This is a genomic window from Prevotella sp. PTAC, from assembly GCF_013166535.1.
Classification (GTDB): domain Bacteria; phylum Bacteroidota; class Bacteroidia; order Bacteroidales; family Bacteroidaceae; genus Prevotella.
This window is the reverse complement of record NZ_JABKKK010000015.1, coordinates 24,507-40,745: the sequence shown is the minus strand read 5'-3', so window position 1 is coordinate 40,745 and position 16,239 is coordinate 24,507. Positions and strand designations below refer to the sequence as shown.

Annotated in this window: 10 protein-coding genes and 3 tRNA genes; 7 read left to right on the top strand and 6 right to left on the bottom strand. The window is 39.5% G+C overall.

Annotated elements, in window-relative coordinates:
- The first annotated feature begins 537 nt into the window (after positions 1–537).
- Positions 538–3,759: a carbamoyl-phosphate synthase (glutamine-hydrolyzing) large subunit gene (gene carB / locus HPS53_RS11480; protein ID WP_172206334.1), complete on the top strand. Its 3,222-nt coding sequence runs from the start codon at positions 538–540 to the stop codon at positions 3,757–3,759.
- A gap of 167 nt (positions 3,760–3,926) precedes the next feature.
- On the opposite strand, the gene HPS53_RS11475 is transcribed toward carB, so the two are convergent.
- Both HPS53_RS11475 and HPS53_RS12655 read right to left on the bottom strand, forming a co-directional pair.
- Positions 3,927–4,535 carry an OmpH family outer membrane protein gene (locus tag HPS53_RS11475; protein WP_104369886.1) on the bottom strand — a complete coding sequence of 203 codons (609 nt, stop codon included), beginning with the start codon at positions 4,533–4,535 and terminating at the stop codon, positions 3,927–3,929.
- 6 nt (positions 4,536–4,541) lie between these two features.
- A complete protein-coding gene (locus HPS53_RS12655) occupies positions 4,542–4,772 on the bottom strand; it encodes a hypothetical protein (RefSeq protein WP_104369885.1) in 231 nt (76 codons plus the stop codon).
- A gap of 78 nt (positions 4,773–4,850) precedes the next feature.
- Between HPS53_RS12655 and HPS53_RS11470 the strand changes: the two genes are divergently transcribed.
- From HPS53_RS11470 to HPS53_RS11445, 6 genes are all read left to right on the top strand, one after another.
- Entirely contained in the window at positions 4,851–6,311 is a 1,461-nt protein-coding gene (locus tag HPS53_RS11470) for an aminoacyl-histidine dipeptidase (protein ID WP_172206333.1), read from the top strand.
- Positions 6,308–6,679, top strand: a complete 372-nt coding sequence (locus HPS53_RS11465; protein WP_172206332.1) for a hypothetical protein — start codon at positions 6,308–6,310, stop codon at positions 6,677–6,679. The genes HPS53_RS11470 and HPS53_RS11465 overlap by 4 nt, the downstream gene beginning before the upstream one ends.
- 175 nt (positions 6,680–6,854) lie before the next feature.
- A tRNA-Ser gene (locus HPS53_RS11460) sits at positions 6,855–6,942 on the top strand.
- A gap of 24 nt (positions 6,943–6,966) precedes the next feature.
- Positions 6,967–7,038, top strand: a tRNA-Glu gene (locus tag HPS53_RS11455).
- Between the two features lie 50 nt (positions 7,039–7,088).
- Positions 7,089–7,160 (top strand) — tRNA-Glu (locus HPS53_RS11450).
- 61 nt (positions 7,161–7,221) lie between these two features.
- Positions 7,222–7,938: a ThiF family adenylyltransferase gene (locus HPS53_RS11445; RefSeq protein ID WP_104369882.1), complete on the top strand. Its 717-nt coding sequence runs from the start codon at positions 7,222–7,224 to the stop codon at positions 7,936–7,938.
- Between the two features lie 185 nt (positions 7,939–8,123).
- Here the strand turns inward: HPS53_RS11445 and HPS53_RS11440 are convergent, their stop codons facing one another.
- The 4 genes from HPS53_RS11440 to gyrA form a co-directional block, all read right to left on the bottom strand.
- Complete coding sequence (locus HPS53_RS11440) at positions 8,124–9,872, bottom strand: phospho-sugar mutase (RefSeq protein WP_172206331.1); 1,749 nt, start codon at positions 9,870–9,872, stop codon at positions 8,124–8,126.
- Positions 9,873–9,958: 86 nt separating this feature from the next.
- Positions 9,959–11,158, bottom strand: a complete 1,200-nt coding sequence (locus HPS53_RS11435) for a hypothetical protein (protein ID WP_104369880.1) — start codon at positions 11,156–11,158, stop codon at positions 9,959–9,961.
- A gap of 22 nt (positions 11,159–11,180) precedes the next feature.
- On the bottom strand, positions 11,181–12,422 hold the full coding sequence (locus HPS53_RS11430) for a tetratricopeptide repeat protein (RefSeq protein ID WP_172206330.1): 1,242 nt from the start codon (positions 12,420–12,422) through the stop codon (positions 11,181–11,183).
- A 38-nt stretch (positions 12,423–12,460) separates the two neighbouring features.
- Entirely contained in the window at positions 12,461–15,058 is a 2,598-nt protein-coding gene (gene gyrA / locus HPS53_RS11425; RefSeq protein ID WP_172206329.1) for a DNA gyrase subunit A, read from the bottom strand.
- Positions 15,059–16,239: the final 1,181 nt, after the last annotated feature.

The following is a 16,239-nucleotide window of genomic DNA, read 5'->3' as shown; positions in this document are numbered from 1 at the left end:
AATTAGATACCGAATGAATGACAACGAGTATCCCAATGCAGGATAACGGTTTCTGTTATAAGATATAATTGGAAAATCTGTATATTACAATATACTTCTGCCATTTTTTATAGTAAAAACCATTGATAATTATTCTTTTTATAGTTGGTATCCATAAATTGACAGAAGTATAATCGATGATATTATATTTACAAAAGTACTGTTAAAAAGCAAAACAAAACACATGTATTGCAAAGTGATAAAATGCAATTTCATATCCTATCGATTACAAAACTTGGTGATATGAATTTTAAGCAATCGCATACATAAGTATTTAAAAAGCATAACCATTTATGAAAGAAAAAAAATAAAATTCGTATCTTTGCATCACGAAATATTTTATGAAAATAGGTATTGAATTTATGTTATTAATGGATATGGCAGAATGGAATCATGATGTTAAATAGAAATAATAATATGGATTTGGGACATCTTCCTGTATCAAGCGGCAGGGCATGGATATTAATTAGCTGACAATTTATTGAAACAACCAAAGATATGGAGAAAAAATTAGAGAAGGTGCTTGTGCTCGGTTCAGGTGCCTTAAAAATCGGACAAGCAGGCGAATTCGATTATTCAGGTTCGCAGGCATTGAAAGCATTGCGTGAAGAGGGGATTTCGTCTGTGCTTGTCAATCCTAATATCGCCACAATACAGACATCGGAGGGTATTGCGGACAAGGTTTATTTTCAACCTGTGACTCCTTATTTTGTCACGGAGATTATAAAGAAAGAGCGTCCGGACGGTATTCTTCTTGCATTCGGAGGACAGACCGCCCTAAACTGTGGAACTGAATTATATACAAACGGCATTCTTAAAGAATATGGCGTAGAGGTTTTGGGGACATCCGTAGATGCCATTATGTATACGGAAGACAGGGATTTGTTCGTAAAAAAACTTGATGAGATAGAATTGAAAACCCCGATAAGCGAGGCTGTTGAAAACATGGACGACGCTCTTGCCGCAGCACGTAAAATTGGCTATCCGGTTATGATCCGCTCCGCTTATGCGCTTGGCGGACTCGGTTCGGGAATATGCAAAGACGAGGATGTATTCAAAGAACTGGCAGGAAGCGCATTTACTTTCGCCCCACAGGTTTTGGTAGAAGAGTCACTTAAAGGCTGGAAAGAAATAGAGTTTGAGGTTATACGCGATGCCAATGACCACTGTTTCACGGTTGCGTCAATGGAGAATTTCGATCCGCTTGGAATACATACAGGCGAATCGATCGTCGTGGCTCCCACTTGTTCCCTTACAGACGAACAGGTGAAAATGCTTCAAGACATTTCCATTCGCTGCGTGCGTCACCTTGGTATCGTAGGAGAGTGCAATATACAGTTTGCTTTCAATGCTGAGACAAACGATTATAGAATAATAGAGGTTAATGCACGTCTTAGCCGTTCATCGGCATTGGCATCGAAAGCTACCGGTTATCCGCTGGCTTTTGTAGCCGCCAAGATAGCTCTTGGTTATACGCTTGATCAAATTGGAGAGATGGGTACACCCAATTCTGCCTATACCGCCCCACAGCTTGACTATATGATTTGCAAGATTCCGAGGTGGGATTTGACTAAGTTTGCCGGTGTAAGCCGCCTTATAGGTTCGTCGATGAAGTCTGTCGGAGAAATAATGTCTATCGGACGCTCGTTTGAAGAGATGATACAAAAGGGCTTAAGAATGATTGGTCAAGGTATGCACGGCTTTGTGGGTAATGACCACACGAGATTTGAAAACCTTGATGAAGAATTGGCTAATCCCACAGATTTGCGTATATTCGCCATCGCTCAGGCTTTGGAAGAGGGTTACAGCATAGAGCGCATAGAAGAACTCACAAAAATAGACCCTTGGTTCCTTATCCGTTTAAAAAACATTGTTGACCTTAAGCATAAATTACAGGAATACAACTCGTTGGATGAGTTGCCAGATGCTTTGCTTAAGGATGTGAAAGTTGCCGGATTCTCCGATTTTCAGATTGCGCGTTTTGTATTGAAATCGACTACAGGCAGCATGGAAAAAGAAAATCTCGAAGTACGTCGTCATCGTAAGCAAAAGGGAATCCTACCTGCCGTCAAACGCATAAATACCGTTGCCAGCGAGCACCCAGAACTGACCAACTATCTCTATTTCACATACGCCACCGATGGTCATGACATTGATTATTACAAGAATGAGAAGTCGGTGGTAGTACTTGGTTCCGGTGCTTATCGGATTGGATCTTCCGTTGAGTTTGATTGGTGCTCGGTGAATGCGATTGAGACCGCACGCAAACTCGGCTACAAATCTATCATGATAAATTATAACCCAGAAACCGTGTCTACCGATTATGACATGTGCGACAGGTTGTATTTCGATGAGTTGTCACTCGAACGCGTGCTGGACGTGATAGATCTCGAAGAGCCGAAAGGTGTAATTGTAAGTGTCGGAGGACAGATCCCCAATAATCTGGCTATGAAATTACACCGCCGCGGTGTGCCGGTGCTCGGTACTTCACCAATCGACATAGACAGGGCGGAAAATCGTGATAAGTTTTCGGCAATGCTCGACAAACTCGGAATAGACCAGCCCGCATGGCGTGCACTTACTTCATTTGATGATATTAAGGAATTTGTGGACAAAGTCGGTTTCCCGGTTTTGGTACGTCCTTCTTATGTATTGTCAGGCGCAGCAATGAACGTATGCCACAGTTCGGAAGAACTTGAGCGTTTCTTAAAGATGGCAACAGAGGTTAGTAAGGAGTATCCGGTTGTCGTATCTCAGTTCATGCAGGATACGAAAGAGATTGAGTTTGATGCCGTTGCCGACAAAGGTCAAATCGTTGAATATGCCATTTCTGAGCATGTTGAGTATGCTGGTGTTCACTCTGGTGACGCTACAATGGTATTCCCGGCCCAGAATATCTATTTCTCGACTATCAGGCAAATTAAGAAAATAGCCTGTAAGATAGCGGAAGAACTTAATATCAGCGGACCGTTCAACATTCAGTTTCTTGCAAAGAACCGCGAAATAAAGGTTATTGAGTGTAATCTACGTGCCTCCCGTTCCTTCCCGTTCGTCAGCAAGATACTGAAGCGTAATTTTATAGAGACGGCAACAAAGATAATGTTAGACACTCCATATAACAAACCTAACAAGAGTGAGTTTGACATTGACAGAATAGGTGTGAAAGCTTCACAATTCTCTTTTGCTCGTTTACAAAACGCCGATCCGGTGCTTGGTGTGGATATGTCTTCAACCGGAGAGGTGGGATGCATCGGGGACGATATGAATGAGGCACTTCTCAATGCTTTGATAGCCACAGGATACCGTATTCCTGAAAAACGTATTCTCATGTCTTCTGGAGGAGTAAAGGGTAAAGTAGCATTGCTTGAACCGGCACGCCAGTTGGCAAAGAAAGGATTTGAGGTCTACGCCACAGCCGGGACAGCCAAATTCTTGAAAGAAAACGAAGTGCCAGTGATAACAGTCGGATGGCCAGATGAGAATAGCGAAAATAATGTGATGGACATGATTGCCGAGCATAAGTTTGACCTGATAATAAATGTTCCCAAGAATCAGACAAGACGTGAGTTAACAAACGGATACCGCATTCGCCGTGGTGCAATTGATCATAATATTCCATTGATGACGAATGTGAGACTGGCCAAAGCCTTTATTGAGGCATTCTGCGCAATAAAGCAACAGGATATAAAGATTAAGAGTTGGCAGGAGTATAATATGTAATATGTATTGATATGTAAGTAGCCGCATTTATTTCCAAATGCGGCTACTTATTTTAGTTTTTTGCGTGTAATAATTAAATGCGGTGATTTCAAAATTTGAAATCACCGCATTTAATTATTATATTGCTTATTAATTCAAGAGTTAATAATATTTATTGCCATACAAATTCATTTTTTATCTGTTTTTGCAGGTTTGTATCTCTTGTTCAATCCGTTAATAACATCTGCCGTGATATCAAGCTTCTTGTCTGCAAGCAATATGTTGTCACCGGCTTTTGACAAAATCAAATCATATTTCTTGGTTTTGTTATAAACTTTCAGGAAATTTTGCAACGAGTCACGTAATGCGGCATTGTACTTTGCGGTCTCTGAGTCTAATTCCGAACCAAGACGGTTTTGCAGTTCTTGCAAATCTTCTTGCTGACGCTGTAATGCAGCCTGAACACTCGCAGCCTGTTCGCGGCTGGTAAAACCGTTATTATTTAATTTCTGCTGGAAGTTTGCTGCTGCAGCTTGCAATTTTTGGCCTTTTTGGTTTAAAGTATTGCGAGCGTTATTACTCTTCTTCTGCAAAATGGCTGTAAAATCTTTGCAGAACTTGTACTGAGACATCAAAGAATCAACCTCAACGTATGCGATTTTCATTTCACCCGTGACTGATGTTGAAGTTTTGGCGGGCTGTTCATCCATCTTGGGAGCAGACTTGTCGCATGCGGTGAGTGTCAAACCGGCTACTGCCACCACTGATAATGCATGGAAAATGTTTTTCTTGTTCATCTTATCTTAATTTTTTAATCGTTCTCTATTCTTCTTTACCTTGATAGATCGGGATGATATGGTGCGTGCCTCACGGTCCTGATCCATTACACAATGGATTCCTCGCTCTTTCATCCCGGGATTATCATGGATATGCTGCGATGAGAATTTACCATCTCTACGGAAAAATAATTTCACACACAAAAATGCCATTGATATAGCAATAATTAACGTGCTTAATAGTATAATCTCAATCATAATCCGTAACTTTGCGGTTACAAAGATAATGTAAATTAATCAATTATTAATTAAAACAGTAATAAAAAAGAAAAAATAATGAATAAAAGTGACTTAAAGCCGATTGGTGTTTTTGAGCAATTTGCCCATATAAACAATATTCCGCGCCCATCAAAGCGCGAGGAAAAGATGATTGAATATCTTAAAAACTGGGGAGAAAGCCGTGACTTGGAAACGAAAGTGGATGCAACTGGTAATGTGATTATAAAGAAATCCGCAACTCCCGGATATGAAAATCGTAAGACTGTTATTCTTCAAAGCCACATGGATATGGTATGTGACAAGCTTGTGGATGTAGAATTTGATTTTGACAAGGACCCCATAAAGACATACATTGACGGTGATTGGCTTAAGGCTGAAGGTACGACTCTTGGTGCCGATGACGGTATTGGAGTAGCCATCGAACTTGCGGTATTGGATGCCGATGATATAGAACATGGCCCGATAGAATGTGTTTTTACCCGTGATGAAGAAACACAACTTACCGGTGCAAGCGGAATGCAGGCTGGTTTCATGAATGGCGACATGCTTATAAACCTTGACAGTGAGGATGAAGGACAGTTTTTTGTTTCATGCGCTGGTGGAAGAAGCACAACAGCCACATTTGAATTTACAAAAGAAAATGCGCCTGACAATTACTTTTTCATACAAGGTTCTATAAAGGGGCTTACAGGAGGACATTCAGGTGATGATATAGATAAAAAAAGAGCTAATGCGATAAAGATTCTCGGCCGTTTCTTATATAATGAGCTGGAAAAGTATGATATTCGTCTGGCTGAGTTTAATTCGGGAAAAATGCACAATGCAATTCCAAGAGACGGTAAGTTTATAATAGCTATCCCCAGTGATGTAAAAGAGGAAGTGCGTGTGGATTGGAATATATTTACAAGCGATGTTGAAGATGAGTTTCATGTATCCGATACAGAGATGATCTTCAATATGGAGAGCGTCGAAGCCCAAAAGATTCTCCCCAAGATTATTTCGGATAACATTATACGTGCATTGCAAGGTGTGGATAATGGGGTTTTTGCAATGTGCCAGGATGAAGCATTGTCCTATATGGTCGAGACATCAAGTAATGTCGCAAGTGTTGTGACAGAGAATAGCAAAATGACTGTCGTTTCATCACAGCGAAGCAATGTTATGAGTAATCTTGACAATCAATGCAATACATTAAAAGCAATATTTGAATTAGCGGGAGCAAAAGTAGTGCAAAATGACGGGTATCCGGCATGGAAGATGAATCCAAACAGCGAACTAACGAAAATTGCTGTAGATACATATAAGAATTTATTTGGTAATGAGCCAATAGTAAAAGGTATTCATGCCGGATTGGAGTGCGGACTTTTCTCTGAAAGGTATCCACATCTTGATATGGTTTCATTCGGTCCTACCCTGCGCTATGTGCACACACCGGAGGAAAGGCTTTACATACCATCGGTACAGAAAGTGTGGAATCATCTGATAGAAATACTTAAAAGCATTCCTTTGAGTAAATGAGATTATTGTATCACATGTTTATTGTTGTTATGTTGTTGTCCGTTTTATCATGCGGACAACAACATAAAGCAGAATCGGTAGTGAAAGGTTTTATGGAGAGAAACATGTTGGACGGTAAGAAACCTTCCAATATTGTGTTTCATGATATTGATTCAACCACATATATTACAGACTCATTGGTGTATGTAATGCGGAATGTACTGAAACAATCTGATAGATACAGTCATGATATTACATATTCATCGACCAATATGGACGGTTATCTGAAAATTATCCGCGTTGAATATAAATTAGACGGGCAAAAATATTCAGACAGTTACTATTTGGATAATGAAATTACAGGCGTTGTTTCACTCAAATGTAATTGAGTGCTATAAAGAAAATCTCAAAGAAATAATCTAACTTAATTAATATCATTATGCAAAATAATGAAAAGTACATGGTTTCCGGAAAAATGTTCATTTAAAATTTGCATGTATCAAATAAAATGCCTACCTTTGCACCGCATTTGAGAGAAAATGCTACGGTAATTAAATCCGGAAAGGAAGTTTGGGTGAGTGGCTGAAACCAGCAGTTTGCTAAACTGCCGTACGAGTTCATCGTACCGGGGGTTCGAATCCCCCAGCTTCCGCGGAGAATAGACCGTAAATTTAATGGTGGATTCATCTAATGGTTAGGATACAAGATTCTCAATCTTGGCATAGGGGTTCGATTCCCCTATCCACTACAAAAAGAGTTTCAGAATATTTTGAGACTCTTTTTTTTGAGTACAATAATGGTGGATTCATCTAATGGTTAGGATACAAGATTCTCAATCTTGGCATAGGGGTTCGATTCCCCTATCCACTACAAAAAAGAGTTTCAAGGTATTCTTGAGACTCTTTTTACTTTTTACAATTGAATAGGAAACATGGATAGTGTCAAGGAACGGTTTAATAGAACAGAAGCTCTTCTTGGTAAACAAGCAATGGAGAGATTATATAATAGCAAAGTAGCCATATTCGGAGTTGGCGGAGTTGGCGGATATGCAGCGGAAGTGATAGCACGAAGCGGTATAGGATATATTGATATATTTGATAGTGATAGTGTTTCTGCCACTAACATAAACAGACAGATATATGCCCTGACAAGTACTATCGGACAGTACAAAGTGGATGTGGCGAAGAAAAGGATTGAGGATATAAATCCGGATTGTATTGTGAAGACGTACAAGGTATTCTATTTGCCGTCCAATGCAGATCAAATAGATTTATCCAAGTATGATTATGTGGTGGATTGTATAGATACAGTTGTTGCCAAGGTTGAATTGGTCGTACGCTGTAATAAACAGAATATTCCTATAATAAGCAGTATGGGGGCTGGAAATAAACTTGACGCTACGGCATTCAAAGTGTCAGACATAAGTAAGACTAAAATAGATCCGCTTGCAAAAGCAGTCAGAAAGAGACTTCGTAAATTAGGTGTGGAACATCTAAAAGTCGTGTATAGCGAAGAAGTCCCAAACATGACATCGTGTCAATCCACAGAACTAATGCCAGCAAGTAATTCTTTTGTGCCAGGTGTTGCAGGTCTTATAATTGGAGGTGAGGTCATTAAAGATATAATACATTGCACTAATTTATTATGAGTAGATATTTAAATTGCATTTTTATTGCAGGACATAATCATATAGAGCCATTAAACATCAAATAAATGCGATGAACTTATATATGGATAATTGCATTTATATTAAAAATGAGCATCCTCAAGCAAATTAAAAATAGCATGACAAGCTTTGTTTGTCATGCTATTTTATTTATGGTAATAAAACAATCAGAGTTTTAATGAACTCTTTATCGCATTGATTTTATTTTCTGCTGCACTACAGCATCTGTCGTAACATCCAGAACACTTCATACTATTATCTTTTATCTCTATATAGAACTTTATCTTCGGCTCTGTTCCTGAAGGGCGCACACTTATTTTTGTGCCGTCTTCACAGAACCATTGAAGCACATTACTTGTTGTTGGCATATCAAGTTTTGTCTTTGTGCCATTTGCATTTGTCTGTTCTAAAGTCTGGTAGTCTTTACATACAATGACCTTACTGCCACCTATCTCCTTTGGAGGTTCATTGCGGAAGTCAGTCATCATTTGTTTAATCTCATCAGCTCCGCTCTTACCAGGTTTCACTACATTAATTGTAAACTCTTTGGAGAAACCATATTCGGCATATATATCCATCAAGATATCATACAAAGTTTTACCTTTATCTTTAGCGTAAGCGCAAATCTCGGCAAGTAATGAACATGCTGAAACTGCATCTTTATCACGGACAAAGTCTTGTGCCAGGAAACCATAACTTTCTTCTCCACCGCCAATGTATTGCTGTTTACCCTCAGATATGGCGATTTCACGGGCTATCCATTTAAAACCAGTATAGCAATCACGCATTTCTATATTTTGTTTTTCAGCAATCTCGCGGATAACCTCTGTGGTAACAATTGTTTTTACGATGAAATCACCATCTCTCATCTTACCGGTAGCCTTTCTATTGGTGATTATATAATAAAGGAACAGTAAACATGTTTGGTTTCCATTTATTAGAATCCACTCTCCCTTATCATTCTTGCATGCCATACCAACACGGTCTGCATCCGGATCACTTGCCATAACAACGTCTGCATCCATGGCCTTGGCATCGCGCAATGCAAGTGTAAGAGCTTCACCATTCTCTGGATTTGGAGATACAACAGTGGGGAAGTCACCACTTTTCACCATCTGCTCTTCCACGCAATGAATATTTTCAAATCCCCATAACTTTAACGAACGAGGTATCATTGTCATTCCAGTACCATGTAATGGAGTATAGACTATTTTGAGATCCTTTTGGCGTTTTATAACTTCAGGATCGATGCAAATCTCCTTTATGCGCTCCAAATATATCTTATCAATATCCTCACCGATAATCTGAATCAACTCTTTATTTCCGGAAAACTTAACATCATCAATGGTAACTTTATTGACTTCATCTATGATGCCGGTATCATGTGGTGCCAATACCTGCGCCCCATCTTCCCAATACGCTTTATATCCATTATACTCGCGTGGATTATGACTTGCGGTAACATTAACTCCAGCTTGGCATTTTAGGTGTCTTATGGCAAATGAACATTCCGGTGTCGGACGCATATCATCGAAAAGATAAACTTTTATTCCATTTGCCGAGAATATATCTGCGACTGTTTCTGCAAACTGGCGACTATTATTGCGGCAGTCATGACATACAACGACAGATATATCCGAACGATCCGCAAAGTTTTTCTTCAGATAATTGGCAAAACCTTGTGTTGCCATACCGACAGTATATATATTCATGCGATTACTGCCGGCTCCCATAATGCCGCGTAATCCTCCAGTTCCAAACTCTAACTCTTTATAGAAACATTCTATCAAATCGGTTTTATCCTCATTCTCCAGCATCCTACGAACAGAAGCTTGTGTCTCTTGGTCAAAAGCCGGGGTTAGCCATTGCTGTGCTTTTTCCGTACATTGTGAAATAAGTTGTGTGTTATTTTCCATAATTTTATAAGTTAAAAATCAAATATTATCATTTTACAAAGATAACGTTTTTACTTTAAAGTAGAATTGCCAATGAGGCTTATTTTTTAATTTTTTAGTATTTTATCTATTTCATCGAATTGCTTTCCCATATTGAGATTTAAATAAATACGATATAACGCATGTCCCCACTTGTCTTTATTGTCAGGCGCATATTCACGATATTTCTCTAAATATGGTCTTGCCTTTTTGTATAAATTCTTAATTTGTTTCTTGTTCTTTGAAGTTTGTTTATCCCTTTCTAAAATCAATATTTTATTCAGATAAGCCGTACCGGCATTAAAATACGGCTCAGGAAGTGTGTCATTTTTTTGTATTAGCGAATCACTTAACGATATGCAATCGTCATATTTACCAATATTAAGTAATACAGTAGACTTTGCCAGCATAAACAATTCGTTGTCACTATCAACAGCCAGAGCCTTGTCCGCCAGGAGTAAAGCCTCATTCAGACTATCCGCATTTGTGTAATAATCCATCAATCGTGACAAGAAATACGGGTATTCTGGATATTCCTTAAATCCGGTCCGTAATACTTGCACATACTGTGCGTCTTTTTTTTCAGCTTTATATGCTTCGGCAATAAACCGTAAGGTATATTTTTTCTTGGATATATTATGTAATGCCGTATCTGCGTACATAAGTGTTTTTTCGGGATTATTCATTTTAAATCCGCAATATGTGGCCCAATATGCCGCATCTGTCATACGCTTATCGTTATCCTGATAGTCATAACCTGAAAACAATGGTTTTCGGTCACATTCTATGTATGTGGAAAAGAAATCAAAAGCAGTTTTATAATCTGTTTTTCTTATATAATATGTCCCGCCGTAAAAAAGATTAGGTCGCAATGTGTTTAACTCCGAAGCGTGTTTACGGCGATATTCCAAAACTACACGTCCTTTTTTATCAGGAATGGCATCGATGGAATCAAGCGTTTCAAGTACTGTGAACATACGCTTTGTCAGATTGAATATGGCAGCCGTATCATATTTCTGTTTTAGATAAAGCTTTTCATTACCGACTTCGTATTGCTTTTGCAGTGCTTGATATAAAAGCAAATATATTTTAGGATTAGTCCTACAAACAGAATCTTTGGCCAAAAGCTCGGTCATCATTTTTTCCGCTTTTTCCAGTTCCTTGCCACTCTTTATATAAGACCGTGCTTGAGACATCTCTTTTCGTTGAGCTCTCAAGCACGGTGTTATCAATAGTAAGAGAAGCGTTAATAATATCAGCTTCTTCATTTAATGGTTATATGTTTATTTTTTAGTTGCCAAGCAGTTTCTCCATTTCTGCTGATTTCTCCTTGTTACCCAATGAATAATAAATTTGGTACAAAGGATATGCCCAGTTTACTTTTTCACGTGAAGGATCCTGTTCTTTGGCTTTTTCCATATACGTCAACGCCTGATTCAGAACCTCCTTCACTTTATTCAGGTTTGCTGTCGTAAGACCACCGGTCTTCTTATCAGCTAACTGATCTTTCAGTTCTATGGCTTTAGAGTTGAGACATACTCCGATGTTGAATATCACTTGGATGAAGTTTGGGTCTATATCAAGAGCTTTCTTATATGATTCTACGGCCTCATTCCATTTCTGACTGTTCATCTCGGCCTCACCTTTCAAAGCCCAAGCCATTTTATTCTTCGGATCGGCAGTAATCTCTTCTTCCAGCCATTTCATGCGCTCAGCCTGACGTCCAGGAGCTGAATAATATTCCATCAAAAGATTGAAATACTTATCTTCGTTAGGCTTTTGTTTATGAAGATCTTTCAATATTCCCACATAAGCCAAAGAGTCTTCCTTTGTTTTGCAATTCTCTTTTTGTGAGAATAAAAGTATTTCATTGGCGTCGGCTGCTTTCGCCGAGTCCTGAGCCGCAATTTTGGCATATTTAACTGCACTTGCATAGTCTTTCTTTTGATAAGATACCAAACCGGCAAAATATGCAATCTCTGCACGATATTCATCTTTTGTCAGATCAATATCCGTAAACATAGGATCCTCCGCACTATCAATATACAAAGTCCATGCCTTTTGAGCATTGTCAAGATTTTTGTGGTTATACTCAAATAGTCCTGCCTGTATAAGATTCAGACGTCCCATTTGGTATCTGTCCTGATTGGCTTTTCTGAAACGTATTTTTACTTTTCCCTTCTCGTTTGGTTGCCTGTCAAACTCATCACATTTCAAAGCGGCCTCCATTGCAGCGATAATACTTCTATGCATGCCAAGAGTATCGTATGGAGTGTTATCTTTCTTTATCTCGCTTTCAGCTTTCTTCTGCTGAATGCCCGCAAACTTCTGATAATGAATATTGTTAAGTGTATTCCATGCCGCAGCCTTATCGGTTGTGGCATCAGATGTCAATGCGGGAGTAATGATTTTCAGTGCTTCTTCAAATTCTCCCTTGTCACAAAGCTTTTGTGCTTCCTTTACCACATTGTCTTGGGCAAAGGCTGTGGCGGACGCTGCAACAGTGACTGCCATCATAATCAGTTTTTTCATCGTTTTATAGTTTTAATTAAACATTTGTCTGTACCATTTTATTCTTCACCGAATTCTACGATTGGAGCCGTTTCGTCAGGATGAATTTCCGACGCATCATCAGAAACAGACATATTATTATTTGCTTGTGATGCACTTGCTTCCAATGCGGTCTGTCCATCTTGCTCCATTATCTCAGCGTCACCTGCACTCATCACCTTGCAAACACTTGCAATAATATCGTTTTTCTTTGTGAGGTTTATCAGTCTGACACCTTGTGTCGCACGCCCCATTACACGTACATCGGCAACTTTCAAGCGTATCAATATTCCGCTCTTGTTGATAATCATGAGGTCATTTTCATCGGTCACAACCTTAATCGCAACCAGTCGGCCAGTCTTTTCCGTGACGCTCAATGTTTTCACACCCTTTGCTCCACGGGCCGTTTTCCGATAGTCCTCAATCTCGCTACGCTTTCCATATCCGTTTTCGCTTACAACCATTATGGTCTCTGTTTGCGGGTCGTTGACACACACCATGCCTATCACCTCGTCGTCACCATCATCAAGGCGCATACTGCGCACTCCGGTAGACACACGTCCCATCACACGTACGTCTTTTTCATTAAATCGTATCGCACGGCCGTTACGGTTGGCTATGATCAGTTCGTTATTACCGTTTGTCAACCTGACTGCCACGACTTGATCGCCTTCCATGATATTTATGGCTATTACGCCGTTTGTGCGCGGGCGGCTATATGCTTCAAGGCATGTTTTCTTTATTATACCGTGCTTTGTCGCAAATACTACGTAATGACTTTTGAGGAACTCTTCGTCATTAAACTTCTTTATTCTCAAAACTGCATTGATGGCATCGTCGGATTCAATATTGAGCAAGTTCTGTATAGCTCTGCCTTTCGAGTTCTTTGCCCCCTCCGGAATTTCATAACATTTAAGCCAGTAACAACGTCCTTTCTGAGTGAAGAAAAGCAATGTGTTATGCATTGTAGCGGGATATATGTATTCCGTGAAATCAGCGTCACGCGTCTGGGCACCCTTGCTTCCTACTCCACCGCGGCTCTGTTCCTTAAATTCAGAAAGAGCCGTGCGCTTGATATATCCCAAGTGGCTGATTGTAATCACGACTGGATCATCCGGATAGAAATCCTCCGCATTAAACTCTTCGCTCGAATACTTTATTTCAGTACGACGCTCGTCACCATATTTCTCTTTTACTTCCTGCAACTCGGCTTTCATCACCTGCTTACACAATTCAGGATTGTCAAGTATCTCCTGTAAGTGGGCTATGAGTTTTTCAAGTTCCTCGTACTCTTGATGCAACTGATCCATGCGAAGGCCGGTCAACTGGCTTAGACGCATGTCAACAATTGCCTTTGCCTGAACATCGTCAAAGTCGAAACGTTTCTTGAGGTTTTCGATAGCATCTTGCGGAGTCTTGGACGCACGGATAAGATGTACCACCTCATCGATATTATCGCAGGCAACTATGAGCGCTTCCAGAATGTGGGCACGGTCTTGCGCTTTCTTCAAATCAAACCTTGTCCTGCGGATCGTCACGTCATGACGATGCTCCACAAAATACCTCACGCAATCTTTCAAGGAAAGAAGTCTCGGCCTGCCTTTCACAAGGGCGATACAGTTCACCGAGAAAGAACTTTGCAGTGCTGTCATCTTAAAAAGTTTATTAAGAATGACATTGGCGTTTGCCTCTCGCTTTACGTCAACGACGATACGCATACCCTGACGTCCCGACTCGTCGTTTACATAGCTGATGCCTTCTATTCTTTTTTCATTTGCCAAATCTGCTATATATTTCACGAGATCAGCCTTGTTTACGCCATAAGGAATTTCCGTCACTACGATTTTATCATGAGTGTCTCCTGTCTCTATTTCGGCTTTGGCTCTCATCACAATCCGTCCGCGACCTGTATCGTAAGCGTCTTTCACTCCTTGTATACCATATATATATGCACCGGTCGGGAAGTCGGGAGCTTTGATATACTCCATAAGCCCGTCTGTGTCTATATCCGGATTGTCTATGTAAGCGCAACAGCCGTCTATTACTTCCGCCAGATTGTGTGTCGGAATATTGGTCGCCATACCCACGGCTATACCATTTCCGCCATTTACCAGCAAATTAGGTATTTTTGTCGGCATTACGGTCGGCTCCTGCAACGAGTCGTCAAAGTTGTTCGTCATGTCTACGGTGTCTTTTTCCAAATCATCCATGACATGCTCTCCCATTTTAGATAGTCGGCATTCGGTATAACGCATTGCTGCCGCTGAGTCTCCATCCACAGAACCGAAGTTGCCTTGACCGTCTACCAATGTATATCTCATGCTCCACTCCTGTGCCATTCTGACAAGAGCGCCATATACGGAACTATCTCCGTGCGGGTGATATTTTCCTAATACCTCACCGACAACGCGTGCGCATTTCTTATACGGCTTATCGCTGCCGTTACCGATACCCATCATTCCATATAGGATACGGCGATGAACAGGTTTAAATCCGTCGCGAACATCCGGAAGAGCACGGGCTACGATTACAGACATCGAATAATCAATATATGAGGATTTCATTTCTTCCTCAATATTAATTTTTATGATTCTGTCTTGGTCTAATGTTTGATCCATTGATTGTTATTTGTTTTTATTGTTATCTGCTTAGCTGCCACAAGGCCGGCGGTTTACCGCTGAAATGCCGTTTAAGGCACTTTTAAGCCGTTCTGGCGCGTTTTTACATCTTTCAAGCCTTCAAAATTACTACTTTTTTCAGACATAAAAAAACATTTAAACAATTTTATAAGTACACGTGTGCTGCCATACAGACCTTTACGGCTTCGAAAATGGTATTGCAGTTGTACTGTGATAATGGATTTTTATGAATAAAAACAAATATGCACGTTATATTTGGCAACTATGCCACGTTAGCCCCTGAATATTCGTTATTATGGCCAGACATGACCGAATAATAATCTTCAGCCAAGAAAAAGTATAATGGCGGTTGGTGCAAATATTTTAGAGGTATGTAAAAATAATGTCAAATACATTATAATTCCGTTTAGACATAACTTATTATAGAAAAAGATGTAAACCGACGGATTACACTATAATTTTTGACAACTTACTGTAGTGATTTCAGGCAAAAATAGTTTCAGTTGTATTTAGATAGTGGTTGTATTCCGTTTGGATACCCGTTGCATTGCGTTTAGACGCTAAATGCAGAGCAACGGGTATCCAAACGGAATGCAATAAATACTTAAATGAAGAATACTTTGTGACTGATTTATAATAAAATAATACACTTTATAAAGTAAAAGGCGAGACTACACGTTATGGTGGAGTCTCGCCTGTAAATCAGTATGGTGGTGAATTATATACTATATGCAGTAAACAATAAATACATGATAGGCCTGAACAGTTATTGAAAGCAAACCGACATCAGTTAAATCAAATTTTAAAGTCTGGAACATTGGAGTCGCAGCGTTTTTAAGACACGCTATTTTGTCAATATTTATCATGCAGTCATAGGGGTGTTTGTCGTTTAACAGTATGCAAATATAATACGAAATAACATATAAAGCAAATATGTTTGCGATACATATTACGATACCACTGCCAATATTTTTGTATATACCGGTCGCAGAAGCCGTATTGATTTATTAAATAAATATCAGTAAATGACACAAGGATGTTCGTTAATGAATAAAGCAACGAACGTAATATAACAAATATTTAATAGACATAACATTCCATTCGTGTACTTTGGCATGGCTTTTGCTTTCTTACGTTTATTAATTATAGATTATTTAATT